Genomic DNA, 17,293 nt, shown 5'->3' with positions numbered 1-17,293 from the left:
GGCGTAACCGGAGGGCCCTCGGCGGCAGTTGAGTTTGGTGTGAAGAAAAACAACAGTCTCGCCGAGAGCCCCGACGGTCTTGTCTACACCGCCCGTCTGCCGCTGTCGAGTGCCACCTTGAACTGGCTCGCCGACCTGATACGCGGCCACTGCAAGAAGATCGGATCGCGGTGGCGGGCCCTGTCGGCAGGGAGGATCGCCGGCATCGTGCTGGCCGTGCTGCGCTGTGACCAGCGGCCCGGCGACCTGGCCGGCGGGAACGGGGTGCACCGCACCACCGTCACCCGGTGGGTGCGCGAGGTCGTCGGCCTGCTGGCCGCCCGCGCCCCGCGCCTGGACCGCGCACTCAAGAAGATCGCCCGATCGGGTGGCGGGGTGGTCCTGCTGGACGGTTCTCTGATACGCACCCGCCGCCGCACCGGGACCGAGAACCGGAAGAACTACTCCGGCAAGCACAAATGCCACGGCCTGCTCGTGATCGCGCTCACCGATGACAAGGGCCGCCTGGTCTGGGTGAGCGCGGTCCGGCCCGGACGCACCTCGGAGATCACCGCGTGCCGCCACGACAAACTGACTGCCCATCTGCGCGCGGCCGGCCTCGGCGCGATCGCCGATCTGGGCTTCGTCGGTCTCGACGACAGCGGCCCGGACGCCGACCCGGCGGTGATCACCGGCTACAAGGCGGCCCGCAACCGGCCCCTTACCCGGGGGCAGAAGCTGTCCAACAAGGCGCTGGCCGCGGTCCGGGCCCCGGCCGAGCACGGCTTCGCGCACCTGAAGAACTGGCGCGTGCTCGGCAAGGTCCGCACCGACCCGAAGTGGGCGACCGCGCTGGTGCGGGCCCTGCTGGTCCTGACGAACCGGGAAGTCGCCCGCTGACCGACGATCTTCACCGAAGTCATCCGCCCGCAACCAGCGTGAGCACCCCGACGCCGACGCACACCAGGCCCGTGACCTGCCACTTCACGATGCACACCACTCATTGCCGGGGTGCGGGAGGTCGTGGTGGCGCAGCGACGGCATGGGCGGCTCCTGCGCAACCGCCCGCATGCCGAGCGGGCGTTCGTCATCGCGCGGGCCGCCGTCACGTCGTGGTGGGCACAGCAGTGGCCGCGTGAGGAGACGTGGCCGCGGCGCGGGGAGGCGCTCACACCGGTGGGGGCTGACCCGGGGTGGTGGCGCATCGCCACCCGCGACGCTGTCGTCTACCCGGAGGCGGTGGCGGTGGCGTCGGTCCTCACCGACCCGTATGTGCAACGGCGGGTTCTGCAGGATGTCGGAGGGCACCTGCCGCATGTGCTGGCGGACGCCTCGTATCTGGTCGCGGAGTTGGTCCGGGTCCTGGGGAGGCCGTGGCTGGGCGAGGAGATCGCCTCCGAGGCCGCCGGTCCTTTGTTCGCGTGGCTGCGTGGCTGTGTGAAGAGCCGGGGCGACACGGACGGCTGCGGGCTGATGTGGAAGAGCCATTCTGCTCACCAGCCGCTACCGCTCGGGCAGGCGCTTAAGGCCTATCAGGACGCTGCGACGGACGCGGATGCCCATGAGGTATCCGGGCTCGTGCCTGGGCAAGGTCCGGTGGACCGTGCCTTCGCCGCAGGGATGGAACAGGCCCGATCCTACGCGGCCCGGCACGGCCACCTCGCCGTGCCCAAGGCGGGCCGCACCCCCGACGGCCACCCCCTGGGCACCTTCCTGAGCAACCAGCGCAACCGCACCACCATGCCGCTGGCGCACGCCCAGCAGCTCGAAGCGCTCGACCCCTGGTGGAACGCGCCATGGCCCGTCAGCTGGCAACGCACCTACTACCGGGCACGCGACATCGCCCGGACCCGAGGGCTACGCCCCGAAGCCGGGTTCCCGAACACCCCCATCAGCCTCGGGGAATGGCTGCACGCCCAATGCCGGCAGTTCGACCGGCTCCATCCACAGCAGCAGCGTCTGCTGGCCGACATCGGCATCACCCGCGACGGCGCTCGCGCGGCCAGACCCCGCCGCCGCAAACTCCAAGCCAACTTCGAGACCGGCCTGGAACACGCCCGCGCCTACGCCGCCGAACACGGCCACCTGTGCGTACCCGCAGGCGGACGGCAGGGCGACTTCCCGCTGGGCATCTGGCTGGCAGGACACCGGCAGAGGAACCGCCGCACCACCGAACCCTCACCCAACGCACACGCCCTTTCCACTATCGACCCGTGGTGGAACCCGCCCTGGGGCATCCCCTGGCAACGCCGCTACCACGAGGTCCGCACGCAGGCATCGGCGGCCGGCCTTGTCCTGGACGCCCGTGCCGGCTTCCCGGGAACCACCGACCAGAGCGCCATGTGGCTGTACACCCAGTGCGCGGCGTACCGGGAACTCCACCCACAGCAGCGCGAGTTGCTCACTGCTATCGGCATCACCGCCGATGACGCGGCCGCGGCGCAGCAGCGCTACGACGGGACGACGACCGACTTCCCCACGGGCCTGCCCTACGCCCGCTCCTACGCCGCGGAGCACGGGCATCTGGCGCTGCTGTACGGCCACACCCATCACGGGTTCCCGCTCGGGCGATGGCTCAGCCAGCACCGGGCCGCAGCGACCGCCCAGATGCGGCTGACCGGTCGCCCCGCGCGGAGCACGGCGGTGCTGTCCGAGCTCGACCCGTGGTGGAACCCGCCCTGGTCGATCACCTGGCAGCACCACTGGCAGCAGGCACGCATCCGTCTCGCCGTCGGCCAGTTGCGCGCGGATGACGACTTCACCGAGATCGACGAGCCGCTGCGGACGTGGCTGGAACAGCAATGCGCCGACTACGACAGCCTGCTGCCCGAACAGCGCAAGCTACTGGCGGACATCGGGATCGCCGAAGAACAGGCCCGCACCTGGACGAAGGCCCCCACCACCCGACCGCACCATCCTGTGACCGACACTGCCCTCAGCCATGCCCGCGCCTACACCGCCGCCCACGGCCACCTCGCCCTCCACCGCGACGAACCGCACGACGGCTTCCCACTCGGCGCATGGCTCAACGACCAGCGTGCCCGAGCCGGCCGCAGGACCTACATCACCCCGCTGCACCAGGAACTCGCCGACCTCGACTGGCGGTGGAACCCGCCCTGGCCGTTCCGATGGCAGCGCACCTACCAGCAGGCCCGCACCGCCCACGCCCAGGGCCGGCCCCTCCCCCGGCTCGTCGAGGCCTGGGCCCTGGACCAGCAACGTGCTTGGACCGGCCTGCACCCCCAGCAGCAGCAACTCCTGGCCGCCATCGGCGTCACCCCCGCCCACCCGGGCCCCCGGCCGGTACGGGCGGTCAAGCTCAGCCCCGGCCTGGAGCACGCCCGCGCCTACGCCGCCGAACACGGCCACCTCGTCCCCAGCAAGACCACCGAGCACAACGGTTTCCCCCTCGGCCGCTGGCTCGGCCAGCAACGCGTCCACGCCCGCCAAGGCCGCCTCTCAGAAGCGATCCGCAAACCCGTCACCGGACTTGGGATTCGCACGAGTGTTCTCGGGTTCCCAAATCGGGTGATCTCGGTGTTGTCGCCGCATGAAGACAGGGCCCCTGTGCAGTTTGGAGGTTGTCGAGACCGAAAAACTGCGAGGAGGCCCTGTTGTCGCTTTTGTACGCCGTCGCCGTGGTCGGCGGCAACTCGGTACCCCCAAGGTGTGACTGTTTCGCGCACCGGTACGGCAACGCGGGCGACCATGGCGAGCGTGTTCGACGCTACAACAGCGACATGACCGACGCCGAGTGGGCGGCGGTGCGGGACCTGCTGCCGGTGCCGGCGTGGATGAGCGGCCGGGGCGGGCGGCCGGAGGGCTACTGCCACCGCCAGATACTCGACGCTATCCGCTACCTCGTCGACAACGGCGTCAAATGGGCCGCGCTGCCCGCCGACTTCCCGCCGCACAAGCGGGTCCACGCCTTCTTCACCCGCTGGCGCGACACCGGCCTGCTGAGCGAGTTCCACGACCGGATGCGCGCCGCCGTCCGCACCGCGCAGGGCCGGGGCCCCGAGCCGACCGCGGCGATCATCGACTCCCAGTCGGTCAAAGCCGCCGCCAACGTGCACAGTGCGACGCGCGGCTACGACGGCGCGAAGAACATCAACGGCCGAAAGCGGCACCTGGTCGTCGACACCCTCGGCCTGCTCCTGATGATCCTGGTCACGCCCGCCGACGCCGGCGACCGCGCCACCGCCGCCGACATGCTCCCCGCGCTGAAGGCCAAGTGCCGCCTCCTGCAGAGGATCTGGGCCGACAGCGGCTACACCGGCGACCTCGTCACCTGGGCGAAGACCAAGCTCGCCCTGGTCGTGGAGATCGTCAAACGCACCGACGACCTGTCCGGGTTCCGCGTCGTCCCGCGCCGCTGGGTAGCGGAGAGGACGTTCGGCTGGCTCATGCGCTCACGCCGCCTCGCCCGCGACTACGAGACCCGTACTGACAGCGCCCAGGCCATGATCCTGTGGTCCATGACCATGATCATGAGCCGCCGTCTCGCCCGCCACCGCCGGGCCCAGGCCGTCACCCTGCGGCCTGGGGCCGCCGCCGCGGCATGAACCGGCTCCCGGACCCGTCGACCTCCAGCCAGCCCCGCTCCACCAGCCGCCTCGCCTTCTGCCGCAGGTTCTCCGTCACCGCGCTGACCGGCTCCCGACCGACCGCGACCGCCACCTCCCGCATGGTCAGACCCACACCGCCCCGCCCGCCCAACTCCACCGCCTCCACCAGCCGCCGGTAGTCCAGCGCCAGCGCGTCCACCGGATCCAGACCCTCCCGCCACACCGGCACCACCGCTCCCTTCGGCGGCACCCGCACCCCCGCCGCCGCCGGACCCGAGGCATCCTCGGCCGGGGTAAGCGCCTCAGCCAGTTCCTCCACCGCCACCACCCGACGCTCCAACACCGCCCTCGCCGACTTCAGCTCACCCTCAAGGCGCTCCAACTCGGCCTCCAGATCCTCCACCCGCGCCCAGGCAGCCTCCCGACGCTCCTCCAGCAACCCCAGCGGCGACGGCGGCATCACACACTCCGTTCCGACCTCGACAACCCGACGCCGAAACCCTGCCGCTCAACCCCACGCACCATGCCTGAACAGCGAAAAGTCATACGCCGCAAGCGGATTGCGGATGGCTTCTCACCCCAAGCCCAGCAGACCCTGGACGCGATCGACCCCTGGTGGAGTCCACCCTGGCCCATCCGCTGGCAACGCATCTGGCACCACACCCGCCTCGCCGGGACCCGCGCCGACCGGCCCGATCAACTCCAGCACTGGGCGACACGACAGATCGCGAACTGGCACCACCTCCACCCCCAACAACAACACCTCCTCACCACCATCGGCATACGACCCACGCCATAGGTCTGAGTCTGGCGGCGAAAGGGCGAGGTTCAGATACGGGCCCGGATCTCCCTGTACACCTCGATGACCTCGGCCGGGATGTTCGGATGGGTCGCCGCAAAAGCAGCTCCTACGCGCGGCTTACTGCCGTTCAACTCCCTCTGGGTCTTGGCTAGCAGGGCTGCATCGAGCCGTTCGAGATACGCCTCGAACTCTCCCGCTTTGTCCTGACCGTTGCCAAACTGGTCCGCGAAAGAGAAGACTCCGGCGGCGCGCCAGGCCCTACGACAGGCGTCAAAGCCATCCCCAGACGATGGCTCATCCGCGGCAAGCAGTTTCGCCTTGCGCAGTTGCTTCGCTAGGTTGCTGGTCGGTTGCAGGGCTGGACCGTCGGCAATAACTGCCCATGGGATCCCGAATGCTTCGAGGTAGCTGATGTAACTGCCGAAGGCTGCGTCACCACTGACATCGATCAATGCGATGTTGGAGGCCTCGGGTCCAGGCAACGTCTCGTCGCCGAGGTTGTTCCACCAGTGCCCGAGAGCTCCGACCTCGGTGGCGCCCTCACACAGCACGACGCCCTTGGCGAACAGCAGCCCTCGTACGTCAGCCGCCCCCAGGATCTGCATCAAGCGGTCGCATTGCGGTGTGACGGTGTCATCCAGGCGCAGCGCTCGCGTTCCGCCAGCGCTGGGGGCGAAGCGGACGATAGCCGACAGGGCGGCTGAGCTGGTGACGGGGACAAGGTCTGCACTGTGAGTGATGACGATGTGCTGGCCCCGAGTACTCAGATTCCGGATGAGGCGCCGTTGGATGGTGGGCTCCAGGTTGACGGCGGGTTCGTCGAGAACGGTGACCCGGCCGGGCTCGTCGATGAGGAGAAGGCAGAGCAGAAGGGCTTCTTGGATGCCGGCGCCTGCGAAGGCGGCCGGCACCTCGTGGCCGTCCTCGATGACCTGAATGTCGATCAGCCATGCGGAGGCGTCCTGGGGGTCGGGGCTCGCCTGAAGATCGAAGGTACGGCCGGTCATGGCGCGGAAATCGTCCTGGACTTGTGTATACCGCTCGCGTAGCTGGCGTTCCCCATTCCTAAGCCGGAACAGTTCAGCGGCGACCGCGCTTCCATCGCGAAGGTCCTGAGGTTCGTGGAGCCGATCGGAGGGGAAGCGCCGTGCCAGGGGCAGGCGCCGATTGTTCGTCAGGAGGATGCCCTTGCGCAGGATCGTCGCCATGACGGCGGTGAAGTCGTAGGTCGCTTGATCCGGCTTGTCTATGTGCAGGGCGCGGGCGAGGGCGAGGACCGGCGCCGGCCGGGGTTCATTGCCTGCCTGCGCAGGCCCCACCCCGAGGGTGACCGAGCATTCGAGGCTGATGAGCCGCGCGCGCAAGTCAACGGGGTCACGGGGCTGGTCAGCCCCCGCTGGTATCGCAGGGACCTCGTCGCGGTCCGATCCCGCCTTGTGTGCGTCCGGCTCTGTGCTTTCCAGGCTCTCAAACTCCTCGAACCCCGCGAACAGACTCAGGTGCTGCTTGACGGGCTTCTGCCCGTCTACGGTGCCCGGGAACAGCTGTCCTTGCTGGGGGCCCACGAGACCGACACACCAGGCCGCACCGTCCTCCCCGCATTCCCAGACGGCTGACCATGGAGCGGACCGTCTTGCGTCGTAGCGAACACGGAGGGTCCCCGAGTACAGGAACGCTGCCGACTGAGCGTCGAACAGGCGCACCGCCGTGTCCTCCCGCGTACGGGAGGTGGATCTACCGGTGGGCGGAGAACAGATGTAGGCAGTTCGCAAAAACGCCACGACCAAGTCGCGTTCCCACGGTTGGTCCAACTCGATCCCGAGAGCGATCTCGAACCTCTCGGATCCGAATCGCCCTGCCTGAGCGAAGAGACCCAGGCGACCGTTGTCGGGCACACCCGTGTAGGAGCCGAGCAGGGTGCAGACCACATCGACGGCCTGCCCCAAGTTGGACTTCCCAGCGCCGTTCGGTCCTGTCACCACCGTCAAATCCGGCCTCACCAGCAGACGCAGATCACCGAACGACAGGAAGTCTCGTGCATCGACCCTCGAAATCTTCACCGCTCGCCGCCCCCAAAGTCAGAGTCGCGATCTTCTCAGATCCGCCTCCCCCACGCACCGGAACGCCCCAGACCCCATAGCCACCCAGCCAACCTGCACGTCAGCCAAACAACCTGCGCACCCCCGTGGTCGGACGGCGAACCCAGAGGTCAACGAACAGCAACCTACCCAGAAGAACTGAGCGACCCGCCCACCAACCTGCGCGCCCCATCAGCTGCCAACCATCCAAACTGCGAAATCCACAGCTAGTGACGAGATGCCTACGCAGAAAAACCGGGCGGCGACAGCGCTCGCTGCGGAGAGGCGACGGGCGTTGGAGGAGATCGACCCCTGGTGGTGCCCCACCTGGCCCATCACCTGGCAGCGCGCCTACGCGACCGCCCGGCTGTGGTGGCTGGACACCGACGGCCTGGTCGACTGGACCCGGCTGCCCGCGGACACCGTCTACGAGGGCGAGCAACTCGGCCGGTGGGTCCATGCCCAACGGGCCGGCTGGCCCGGCCTGGAAGAGGACCAGCAGGACCTGCTGACGGCGATCGGCATCGAGGCCGACCAGGAGCTGGTGGCCGCGAAGCAGGCGGCCGCGGCAAAACCGAAGGTGTCCCGCACTGACCGGTTCGCCCAGGGCCTGGCGGCGTTGGCGCAGTTCGTGGAGCGGGAGCGGCATCCCCGGGTTCCCCGCCCACACAAGGAGCCGCTGGAGACCGTGGAGGCCAGCCCCGGAGGCGAGGAGCAGGTGGTGGTGACGCACTTCGCGCTGGGCACCTGGCTCAACAACCAGAAGGCCCGGCGCGCCAAGCTGACGCCGGGCCAGCTCGCGCAGCTCGCCGAGCACGGCGTCGAGTGGGCGTAGGGCCGGAGGTGGGCTGCCGGGGAGAGTGCTGGGGGCCGTCACCTGCGGGTGGCTGGCTTTGTAGATGAGTAGTGAGAGCACCTGTTGCTCAGCGGCGAGACCACCCAGTGCCACGGAAGAGTGATGTCGGCGAGTTCCGAGAGCACTCAGGTGCTTGCTTCGGGACCACAGTTGTGCTCTGCACGACGAGGGGGCCCGGGTACTGCGGAAGTCCAAGGCCGATCTGTACGCGGCGATCCGTCGTGGCTCGCGCGCCGGCCTGTCGTAGCGTGCCCTGCAGCGTAAGTACGGGGTTGGCTTCCTGACGGTGAAGAAGGCCCTGGAGTCCGTGTGGCCTGGGCTGCAGGTCGGCGGCGTGTGCGTCTGCTGAACCAACGGCCGGGTCCTGGGGGCTACCCCGCTGTCCGGCCGCCCGAGGCGTGCCCCCTGGGCGGCCGTCAGAGGCCGGCCTCGGCAAGGATGCGGTCCATCCCTGCCCGCGACAGCGCGGGGTTGGCCGCCGCGTTCTCGGCGACCGTTGGCTCCGGGTCCACCAGCAGCCGCTCCAGCAGGTCCGTGGTGACGTTGGGGTGCCGTGCCGCCCCGCCTCGTAGGTACGATTCCTGGGAGGCCGCGAGGCGCCGCAGCTCCGCAACGGGCAGCTCGGGGTCTTTCAGAGCAAGGAGGCGCAGCCGTGGGTTCGGCTCGTCCACGAAGTCGCGCAGCGCTTGGCGTGGGAAGTTGGGGTGGTCCACCAGGAGCGGTCGGGTGTGGGCTGCCTCGCCGTGGGCGCGGATCAGCCGCAGCAGGAACTGCGGCGGTGTGTCGGGTCGGTGGGCGGCGGCGCGGCGGACGGACACGTCCGGGTCGTTGTCCAGCCTCTGCCAGGCTTCCTCCGGTAGGTCCCGGCCGGTGGCCAGGATCTGTCGGAACACCGTGTGCGGGCAGTCGAGGTAGGTCAGCCGTTCGGCGAGCGGCGCGTCCCGCAGCCAGCTCGGCTGGTAGGGCGTCCAGTGGAGGGCGAGAGCGGCCTCGTCGCTGCCGGCCGCGTCTTCGGCCTCCACCAGTGCGAGCAGCCGGTTCCGGGTCTCGGGGGTGACGTGGCGGCTGTAGGCTACCGCGACGCGCACGGACGGATCCGCGCTGTCCTGCAGGCGTGCCACCATGTCGGCGGTCAGGTGTGGGTTGCCGGCCACCGCATGCAGCACCGTCTCGTCCCCGGTCGCCAGCAGCCGGTCGAACTGGTCGGGCGTCAGCGGGACACGACACGCGGCGTTGGCCCGGACGGCCGGATCAGCGAGGCAGTGCTCGTAGTACTCCGGAGGGACACCGGGGTGCTCGGCCTTGGTGGCCGCGGCACGCACCCCGGGATCCGGATCGGTGAGCAGCCGCAGCTGCACGGCTATCGGCCGGTCCCGCCAGGTCTCCGCGACCATCGCGCGCAGCTTGGGGTCCGAGGCGGCGGCAAGTTCCGCAGGCGGCCGCCCGTAGGCATCGATCAGATCCTCGATGCCCATCGGCACCCCACGTTCCACCATGGTCCGGACGAAGTCCGCATGGGCGTCGCGGATCGCCGGATCCGGGTGCTCGGCGATCCGGCGGCGCATCGCCGTGGAGATCCGATGCCCGTGCAGGAGCACTGCAGAATCCCTGCCGCCGTGCGTCAGCAGGGCCTCGACCACCGCATCCGGCACCTGCCCCCTGCGCAACGTCAGCCCGTGCCGGCCCGCCTCATGCGTGGCCAGACGCACCAAGACATCCAGCGATGCGGCTGGGTTCTGCCCCAGCCCGGACAACTGTGGCTGCTTGAGATGGACCATGCGTCCACGCTAACCGAGCCGCAGCAACGGCCTTCGCCCGGCTGGCTCATGCCGTCGGCCTCCGACACACCGACACAGCCTTCCAGGTGCTCTCGGTTCTCGCCGACATCTCCTGACGCCTCGAACAAGAATCGATGCCAGAACTCGCCGACACCCGCTCTCCGTTTTCAGGCTCTGGCGCGAGTTTTGTGGAGCCGTCACGACGGGCGCTGGCTCTACGGCGGAGGAATCGGGCCCGGGAACGGCCCACAGACCCCGGTGGGGGGCCAGAGCCCCGAGGGGAGGTCCTGGCGAGCTCCGAGGAAGTAGTCCACCCTCTCCTCGAACAGCGCCGTCTCGACGACTGCCCGTAGCGGGCCCTGGGCCTCGACGGGAACCGGGTACCCACCGGCCATCATCCATTCGTCATCGCCGAGATCGAACAGGCCCCTCACCCGCAGGAACTGCTCTCGCGTCACCGTGACGGACGAGCAGAGCCACCCGTCGGGGCCGAATCCTTCCAGCTCCCATGCAAGGTTGCGGCCGTCCTCGAACGGATAGTCCTCACTCATCGGCCGATCGTACAGCGCTCCCGACTCGACCGACCCGAGCAAACCTCTCCTACAGCGGACCGCTACCTCCACCGCAGCCGCGAGCGTCGCTACTCGCTGCTACCGACCACACAACTCGTGCCAGAGCCCGTTTTCACCTACACAGCCAGCCGCGCTTCGCCACGGTGGCGGGAACTTCGTGCTGTTCTTCGGCGGGGCCTTCGCGGTGATCTTTCCGTTTCTAGGTTCAGGTGTTGAGTTCCCGGTGAGCGCCGTATACGGGGCAGGCTTCGGAGCAGCCGTCGGGGCGCTCGTGGACGTGTTCTGGGCTGTGGTCAAGCCGCTTGCGCGGCGTCGGCCAGCGGCGCGGCGCGGCGCGGCGCGGCGCGGCGCGGCGCGGCGCGGCGCGGCGCGGCGCGGCGCGGCGCGGCGCGGCGCGGCGCGGCGCAAGATTCTGCTGAACAACCCGTGGCAGGTGTGGCCGTGCCGGGCGGAGAGCATGTTGGGGCAGGCGAGCAAGCGCTGCTGCTCCTGGCCCCGGACGGAAGCGTCGCTGCGGCATTCAGGTGCGTCATCCCGAACCTGGAACGCGATGACGGACGGGCACGGCATCGTGTGGATCGTCGGCGACCTGCGCTTCCCCGGCATGGCTGCCTCTCCCGACGGGGTGATGTGGTGGGACACCACGCCGATCCGGATCGACCGGGCAGGTGGCGGCCTGTCGGCAACCGTTCAAGCAGGACTCACGCGTTCCGCCGTCGGCTTTCTCTTCGACCAGTGACTCAACTGACCTCCAGTCCGTGCCAAACAAACATCCTGGTCAGCCTGGCGGCGAATACCGGAACCGGCCCGCGGACGAACGGTGGCCAGAGCATGGGCGCAGCGCCCCGACGACCGCACCGAGGCGCCGTTGATTTGCTCGTCCTGGGTGGAAATTCGCTTCATCGGTGTGTGCTTGGCGGGCGCGGTGGTGTGCCGGCCGGTCTGCCGCGGAGCCGGGTTGCGGGGCTCTGGCAGGATCGGGTGGGCGGTGCGCGCTGCATCCCATTGCTCGTGGCGCGCACCACCTTCGGTGCCGGTCGCTTCGGTCGCTGCCGTCCCATGGGGCCTGGTCAACGGTTGGGGTACTCCTTCGCGTGGTGCAGGCGGATGTGCCAGTACGGGTCGTCGAGCCTGCCGGCGGCGGCGCGGCTGCGGTCGCGGTTGGTGGGCAGGGCAAGGATGATCGGCGGGCGGCCGTTGGCGTGGCGGTTGTAGTCGCGGTCGGGGCATTCCAGGCGGCACGGGTCGGCCGGCTTGTGCAGTTCGGCGATCGAGTCCGGTTTGCCTCCAATGGAGCCCTGGCAGGTGTGGCAGGGGTGCATGGCGGCGTTCGCCCGGCGGGCGGCGAGCAGGGCGTTGTGCTCGCGGGTGTCGTCGGCTTCCTTGCGGCAGTCGTGGCAGCGCTCGGTGCCGTCGCCGGCGCCGGGCTTCCAGTCGTACTCGTCCTCGCGGCGGTCGCAGCCCGGGGGCGGCGGGCGCCGTCGCGGTCCTGGACGCTCACGGCGACCACCTGGACCGCGACCAGCAGACCGAGGGTGTCGGTGACCAGGAACCGCTTGCGGCCCTGACCCTCTTGCCGGCATCGAAGCCTCTGGTCGCGGCGGGCACGGTGTCGGCGGTGCGGACGGACTGCGATTCGATCAGCCCGGCTTGGCCCGCCCGTGCCCACCGCGTCGGAGGAACGCGGCGGGCAGGCCCGGCAGAGACGGCCTGACGGTCGTCTGGACGCCCGCGCGCCGCGTCCGGCTGCGGACGCCGGTGGCCCCGGGCCCGCCGGGCCGGCATGCCACCGTGCGGGGCCGGGGTGGGTCAGGGGCGGGTGGCGGAACGGGCCCGTACGGCCAGCAGGGCGAGGTTCCCGGCTGCGGCGGCGGGGCGGAAATCGAAGACGCCGGTGAACGGTCCGGTCACCAGCAGCAGGACTTCGTGCGCGCGCAGCGCCCGCCACCATTCGCGCCCGGCGGTGACCTGTCCGTCGAACCAGGCCCCGCCGTCGGGCCGGCGTACCGTCAGGCCTGGTGCAGCCGCGATCGCGGACCAGCCCGGTGCCGGATCGCGTTCCAGGACGCCCGCGTCGCGGGCCCAGCCCTCCCCTGCCGTCACCGGACGCCCCACGGCGGCGGGCACCACGAGCACCGGGCACTGGCCCGGCATCAGCTCCGGCCACGCCCCGCCCATCAGCCCACCCGCTGTGATCTCCACGCGACGCCCCCTGCCCCATCCCCCGCCCCGGCACACCTCCCTGTGCCAGGCCCCGGCCCATCATCCCCCGCGCCCGTGGACCACGGCGGGGCATCGACCACACCGGTCACCAGGCTCCGCGCACACCGGCACAGTGAGCGGCTCCGGGCGCCGGCTGCGGTCTCGGTGGGCGCGGGGTCCTGGACCGGGTCGGTCGCGGTCTGGTCGGCCAGGCGCGCAAGGCCGGCGGCTTGCGCGCGGCGCAGCCACTTGGTGGGTTCCACGGTGCCGTGCTGGAGCGCCAGCGTCGCGAGGAACCGGATGTACACCTCGTGCTTGGGCGGGCGGGGCTCGGTCGTCCCGGCCTCGCACCGCACGGTGGTCTCCCGTCGGGTCTTCAGCGCCGCGGCCAGTTCGTCCTGGGTGTACTCGCGGGCCTTGCGCAGCCGCTCCCGCTGCGCGGGCAGCGGCAGGTCGTCCACCGAGCCTGGCAACGCCCAGTGGGCATCCCCGGGTGGCTTCGAGTACGACCTGTTCCGGTATGAGGCCCCTCGGCTTCGTCGCGTTCAGGTACCGCGGTGGGGCAGATCCCTCTGCCCTACCGGGGGGGGGGAGGGAGGTCAGCGGCCGTAGGTGCCGCTGGCCCATACCGGGGTGGCGTTACACCTGTTGCTGTCACCCTTGTAAAGGACCAGGTTGCCGTCGCTCTGGAACGCGAAGCACGAGTTGGAGCCGACCCACCAGGTGCCCGTGGACCACAGGGCGGCACCGTTGGTGTCGTAGACGACGAAGTTCCCGTCGTCCTGCATCCGCGCCTTCGCGCCCGGGTGGTTGTACGTGTTGCTGGCCCAGATCGGCGCGCCGCTCCACCTGTTGTACAGCACGAGGTTGCCGTCCGTCTGCATGGCGAGCTCGTACTTGTAGCTGTAGCTGCACCAGGCCGCGCCCGACTCGATGGTGCTGGTGGCCCACCAGTAGACGCCGTTGTTGTTGTCCGGGTTGTGGGCTGTGCAGGGAGGTATGGATCCTGCGAGGGCGGGGCTGGCGGGCGCGCTGGCGCTCGCCGTGGCAGGGGTGAGGTCGGACGGGGCGTGGGCTTGGGCCGCCGTCGGAGAGGAGGTCGCCAGCGCGACCGCTGCGGCCGCGATCGCGGCCCCCTTGGCGAACCTGGTCGTGAACCTGGTCATTTCACCATCCTGACTGTGTCCGGACGTGCCGTATGCGGATCAACTGGCAGTGACTCTATGGTTTCTGACGCTGCGTTTCAGCCCCTTTTTGGGGAAATACCGTCCTCGCCTCCGGCGCCAGCGCCTGGGAGCGCGGACACATCCCGAAACCACCGCGCCGTCGCGACGGATGTGGCGGCATCAGCGAGGCCACCCGTCCGCAGAGCCGGACGAGGCGCACCGTCGGCCGCCCGGGGTGGACGACGCGACCGTCGAGGCGCTGGGGATGCCGGTGAAGGCGCTGGAGTACACCGAGCGGGCCCGTGGCCACCTGTACGCGGTGCACCACATGACCGGCGGCGTCGACCGGATGCTCGCCGAGGCGGTGCGGATGCTGCGCCAGGCCGGGCACGAGGAGCAGGCTGGCCTGGTCGATCGGGAGCTCCTGGGCCGGGACGTCGTTTCGGGCATGTGGACCTACCAGCTGATCGAGGCGTACGACCGCACCTACTACCGCGTGTTCACCGCCGTCGAGGAACAGGTCCGCCAGAACCTCGCCGCCGGCCGCCGACGCCTGGCCGAGGCCGAGATTCAGCAGGCCGCCCGAGCCCGCCGCCGCGGCGCACCGCCCCGTAGGTCGGGATTCGGGGGCTTGGCGTAGGGCGGCGACGACGAGTCGGCGGGCCCGTCCGACAGCCCCGGCAACGACCGGTCCCGTCTCCTGCCCTTCCAGGAAGACAGCGACCGCACCACGATGACGCCCGAAGCCGCATTCCGATGTCCTCTCGCCGAGGACATCCGCTGGCCCTGGGAGAAACCGGCCGAACCGAACAGGCTCACCCCGGCCCGGGTCCGCCGGGGGTTCAGGAACATCCGCCCCGCCATGCTCCGTCCGGCCCGTGCACCGAAACCCACCAGGCCGGGCCCCGGCAGACCGGCCGGCTCGAAGAACAGCCGACCTGCCACCCGCTACGACGTGGGCAAAACCGTCCGACGCCCCATAACCATCATCGAACGCGACCATAAAGAACAAGCTCAGGGGCAGCAGACGAGGTGTGCTACGCCTCGTTGTTGGTCTGCGGATCCAGGGGTTGTGCCGCGGCCCACCGCTGGACCAGCTCCGCGCCGGCAGGGGTGAGCTGGTAGGCCTCCAGAGTGGGGACAGGGCCTAGCTGTATGGACGCGCCCTGCCACTGCACCTGGACCAGGTATCCGTCCTGTATGAGGTACATCAGGTGCAGCCACGAGCCGGTGCTGAGCGGGACGACGGGTGGGTTGGCCGGGTCGGCGGCACCGGTGCGGAAGCTGGCTGCGTAGAGCTCAATCAAGCGCCGCTCCAGACCGCTGTAACGGCTGTTGAGAACAGCGAGGTTCGCCTTGTACTGGCGCAGCGCCTTGCGGTCGATCTGATCGGGCCCGTTCCCCTTTCGTCGGTGACAGGTCGGGCACAGCGCGATGAGGTTCTCGAACTCGTGCTTCTTCACCTTCGCCCAGTCGATGATGTGCTCGATGTCGACGGGGTGCTGGCGGCAAGTGGGAACGGCGCAGCGGTGGCCGGCTTCGACGAGGACTTGGCGGCGGAGCTCAGCGGGTATGGCAGGGCGTCCTTCAGGCATGGCGACAGCCTAGTGCTCTGACCGCATACGTTCGCCGGGTTGGTGGTGGCGACGCATGAACCGGTCGGATGTGGACCGACATCCGATTCGGTGTGGGGAGGCGTGGTGGCGGAGCCGGTCAGAGTTCGGAGGCTGACAGATCAGGAGGGCCAGCAGTTACAGAGGATCGTGCGCCGGGGCAGCACGAGCACGGTGCGCTACCGGCGGGCGATGATGCTGCTGGCCTCGGCCGGCGGCAACCGGGTCCCGGTCATCGCCCGGCTGGTCCAGGCCGACGAGGACACCGTGCGGGACGTGATCCACCGGTTCAACGTGATCGGCCTGGCCTGCCTGGACCCTCGCGGGGCGGGAGGCCGTCCCCGCCATCTCAGTCCTGACGACGAGTACTTCGTCGTCCAGACGGCCACCACCCGCCCGACGAAGCTCGGGCAGCCCTTCACCCGCTGGTCCATCCGCAAACTGCTCGCCTACCTGCGCAAGGTCCACGGCCGTATGATCAGGATCGGCCGTGAGGCCCTGCGATGCCTGCCGGCCCGACGCGGCGTCACCTTCCGGCGCACCAAGACCTGGAAGGAGTCCACCGACCCCGACCACGACGCGAAACTCGACCGGATTGAGCATGTCCTGGACCGCTTCCCGGACCGCACCTTCGCGTTCGACGAGTTCGGGCCGCTCGGCATCCGCCCCACCGCCGGCAACTGCTGGGCCGAACAGGGCAGCCCTGACCGGCTCCCGGCGACCTACACGCGCACCCAAGGCGTCACCTACTTCCACGGTTGCTACTCGGTCGGCGGCGACACGCTGTGGGGCGTCAACCATCGCCGCAAGGGCACCGTGAACACCCTGGCCGCGCTCAGCTCGATCCGGGCCGCCCGCCCGGACGGCGCCCCGGTCTACGTGATCCTGGACAACCTCTCCGCCCACAACGGCAAAAGGATCCTGCGCTGGGCGAAGAACAACAACGTCCATCTCTGCTTCACCCCGACCAACGCCTCCTGGGCGAACCCGATCGAGGCCCACTTCGGACCGCTGAGGCAGTTCACCCTGGCGAACTCGAACCATCCGAACCACACGGTCCAGACCCGCGCGCTGCATGCCTACCTGCGCTGGCGCAACGCCAACGCCCGTCACCCCGACGTCCTCACCGCCCAGCGCCGCGAACGGGCCCGCATCCGCAGCGAGAAAGGCATCCGCTGGGGAGGACGGGTACTGGCTACCGCTGCCTGATCAGCGATTGCCGATACTTCCTCCATGGGAAGCAGAAGGAAGCCGTACTGGCACACGATCGGGACTCCGAAGACACTCGTCCTTTACCGCACGCCAGACCGGTGGCGGTTCGCCGTGTACTTCGAAGCGCCGGGCGGCATTGCCGACGGCTACCTCGATCACCCCGCCCCCACGTGCGAGCCTGAGCCGGCCCAGGCTGCCCTCCACCTCAGGGCCGAAGAGCTGACCCACCGAGAGCTGGAAGTCTCCTGGCAGCCCACCGATCGACCGGATTGGTGGACCGGAGTTGTCACCAAGGCCGGACCACTCGCCGATGCCGATCGCTGAGCCGCCATCGGCGGGAACGCAGCAACCCGGTGAACCTATCCGGTCAGAGCACTAGGTTCTGTCCGGTCGATCATGAGCGGAGCCAGATGGCCAGGGCGGCGACCGTGACCGTGCCGAGGAAGACATAGACACGTTTGTCATAT

At 69.7% G+C, this 17,293-nt stretch carries 17 protein-coding genes and 2 pseudogenes; 9 read left to right on the top strand and 10 right to left on the bottom strand.

Going from position 1 to position 17,293, the window contains the following annotated elements:
- Positions 1 to 39 precede the first annotated feature (39 nt).
- From AB0O11_RS37480 to AB0O11_RS37470, 3 genes are all read left to right on the top strand, one after another.
- The gene (locus AB0O11_RS37480; RefSeq protein ID WP_363396499.1) at positions 40 to 879 is read left to right on the top strand and encodes a transposase family protein; all 840 of its coding nucleotides are present in this window, start codon (positions 40 to 42) and stop codon (positions 877 to 879) included.
- 111 nt (positions 880 to 990) lie between these two features.
- The gene (locus AB0O11_RS37475) at positions 991 to 3,723 is read left to right on the top strand and encodes a helicase associated domain-containing protein (protein ID WP_363396496.1); all 2,733 of its coding nucleotides are present in this window, start codon (positions 991 to 993) and stop codon (positions 3,721 to 3,723) included.
- Positions 3,720 to 4,544: an IS5 family transposase gene (locus AB0O11_RS37470; protein WP_363396493.1), complete on the top strand. Its 825-nt coding sequence runs from the start codon at positions 3,720 to 3,722 to the stop codon at positions 4,542 to 4,544. The genes AB0O11_RS37475 and AB0O11_RS37470 overlap by 4 nt, the downstream gene beginning before the upstream one ends.
- Here AB0O11_RS37470 and AB0O11_RS37465 read toward each other — a convergent pair.
- Both AB0O11_RS37465 and AB0O11_RS37460 read right to left on the bottom strand, forming a co-directional pair.
- Positions 4,510 to 5,007: a hypothetical protein gene (locus AB0O11_RS37465; RefSeq protein ID WP_363396490.1), complete on the bottom strand. Its 498-nt coding sequence runs from the start codon at positions 5,005 to 5,007 to the stop codon at positions 4,510 to 4,512. The two genes, AB0O11_RS37470 and AB0O11_RS37465, sit on opposite strands and share 35 nt — an antisense overlap.
- Before the next feature lie 368 nt (positions 5,008 to 5,375).
- On the bottom strand, positions 5,376 to 7,409 hold the full coding sequence (locus AB0O11_RS37460; protein ID WP_363396487.1) for an AAA family ATPase: 2,034 nt from the start codon (positions 7,407 to 7,409) through the stop codon (positions 5,376 to 5,378).
- A gap of 256 nt (positions 7,410 to 7,665) precedes the next feature.
- On the opposite strand from AB0O11_RS37460, the gene AB0O11_RS37455 reads away from it, so the two are divergent.
- Positions 7,666 to 8,262 (top strand): helicase associated domain-containing protein, encoded by a 597-nt coding sequence (locus AB0O11_RS37455; RefSeq protein ID WP_363396484.1) that lies wholly within the window; start codon positions 7,666 to 7,668, stop codon positions 8,260 to 8,262.
- A gap of 437 nt (positions 8,263 to 8,699) precedes the next feature.
- Here AB0O11_RS37455 and AB0O11_RS37450 read toward each other — a convergent pair whose 3' ends face one another.
- Both AB0O11_RS37450 and AB0O11_RS37445 read right to left on the bottom strand, forming a co-directional pair.
- Positions 8,700 to 9,992 (bottom strand): hypothetical protein, encoded by a 1,293-nt coding sequence (locus AB0O11_RS37450; RefSeq protein ID WP_363396482.1) that lies wholly within the window; start codon positions 9,990 to 9,992, stop codon positions 8,700 to 8,702.
- 284 nt (positions 9,993 to 10,276) lie between these two features.
- Positions 10,277 to 10,612 carry a hypothetical protein gene (locus AB0O11_RS37445; RefSeq protein ID WP_363396479.1) on the bottom strand — a complete coding sequence of 112 codons (336 nt, stop codon included), beginning with the start codon at positions 10,610 to 10,612 and terminating at the stop codon, positions 10,277 to 10,279.
- A 178-nt stretch (positions 10,613 to 10,790) separates the two neighbouring features.
- Between AB0O11_RS37445 and AB0O11_RS37440 the strand changes: the two genes are divergently transcribed.
- Positions 10,791 to 11,372 (top strand): hypothetical protein, encoded by a 582-nt coding sequence (locus tag AB0O11_RS37440; RefSeq protein WP_363396476.1) that lies wholly within the window; start codon positions 10,791 to 10,793, stop codon positions 11,370 to 11,372.
- 331 nt (positions 11,373 to 11,703) lie between these two features.
- Here the strand turns inward: AB0O11_RS37440 and AB0O11_RS37435 are convergent, their stop codons facing one another.
- The 5 genes and pseudogenes from AB0O11_RS37435 to AB0O11_RS37415 form a co-directional block, all read right to left on the bottom strand.
- Positions 11,704 to 11,955, bottom strand: a complete 252-nt coding sequence (locus AB0O11_RS37435; RefSeq protein ID WP_363396502.1) for a hypothetical protein — start codon at positions 11,953 to 11,955, stop codon at positions 11,704 to 11,706.
- Between the two features lie 146 nt (positions 11,956 to 12,101).
- A pseudogene (locus AB0O11_RS37430) lies at positions 12,102 to 12,283 on the bottom strand (transposase); the annotation flags it as partial.
- A gap of 159 nt (positions 12,284 to 12,442) precedes the next feature.
- A complete protein-coding gene (locus AB0O11_RS37425) occupies positions 12,443 to 12,835 on the bottom strand; it encodes a hypothetical protein (protein WP_363396473.1) in 393 nt (130 codons plus the stop codon).
- Complete coding sequence (locus AB0O11_RS37420) at positions 12,811 to 13,296, bottom strand: hypothetical protein (protein ID WP_363396471.1); 486 nt, start codon at positions 13,294 to 13,296, stop codon at positions 12,811 to 12,813. The genes AB0O11_RS37425 and AB0O11_RS37420 overlap by 25 nt, the downstream gene beginning before the upstream one ends.
- Before the next feature lie 138 nt (positions 13,297 to 13,434).
- Positions 13,435 to 14,001 (bottom strand): hypothetical protein, encoded by a 567-nt coding sequence (locus tag AB0O11_RS37415; RefSeq protein ID WP_363396468.1) that lies wholly within the window; start codon positions 13,999 to 14,001, stop codon positions 13,435 to 13,437.
- Positions 14,002 to 14,170: 169 nt separating this feature from the next.
- Here AB0O11_RS37415 and AB0O11_RS37410 point away from each other — a divergent pair, with 169 nt between their 5' ends.
- The gene (locus AB0O11_RS37410) at positions 14,171 to 14,641 is read left to right on the top strand and encodes a hypothetical protein (RefSeq protein ID WP_363396465.1); all 471 of its coding nucleotides are present in this window, start codon (positions 14,171 to 14,173) and stop codon (positions 14,639 to 14,641) included.
- A 126-nt stretch (positions 14,642 to 14,767) separates the two neighbouring features.
- A pseudogene (locus tag AB0O11_RS37405) lies at positions 14,768 to 15,118 on the top strand (hypothetical protein); the annotation flags it as partial.
- Here AB0O11_RS37405 and AB0O11_RS37400 read toward each other — a convergent pair.
- Positions 15,039 to 15,596 (bottom strand): HNH endonuclease signature motif containing protein, encoded by a 558-nt coding sequence (locus tag AB0O11_RS37400; RefSeq protein WP_363396462.1) that lies wholly within the window; start codon positions 15,594 to 15,596, stop codon positions 15,039 to 15,041. The pseudogene AB0O11_RS37405 and the gene AB0O11_RS37400 overlap by 80 nt on opposite strands.
- A gap of 105 nt (positions 15,597 to 15,701) precedes the next feature.
- On the opposite strand from AB0O11_RS37400, the gene AB0O11_RS37395 reads away from it, so the two are divergent.
- The gene (locus AB0O11_RS37395; RefSeq protein WP_363396460.1) at positions 15,702 to 16,823 is read left to right on the top strand and encodes an IS630 family transposase; all 1,122 of its coding nucleotides are present in this window, start codon (positions 15,702 to 15,704) and stop codon (positions 16,821 to 16,823) included.
- A 24-nt stretch (positions 16,824 to 16,847) separates the two neighbouring features.
- Complete coding sequence (locus AB0O11_RS37390) at positions 16,848 to 17,150, top strand: hypothetical protein (RefSeq protein ID WP_363396457.1); 303 nt, start codon at positions 16,848 to 16,850, stop codon at positions 17,148 to 17,150.
- Positions 17,151 to 17,293: the final 143 nt, after the last annotated feature.

It is taken from the genome of Kitasatospora sp. NPDC093102, assembly GCF_040683915.1.
GTDB lineage: Bacteria > Actinomycetota > Actinomycetes > Streptomycetales > Streptomycetaceae > Kitasatospora.
Note: the sequence above shows the minus strand (reverse complement) of the source record. Positions and strands in the feature narration are given on the sequence as shown.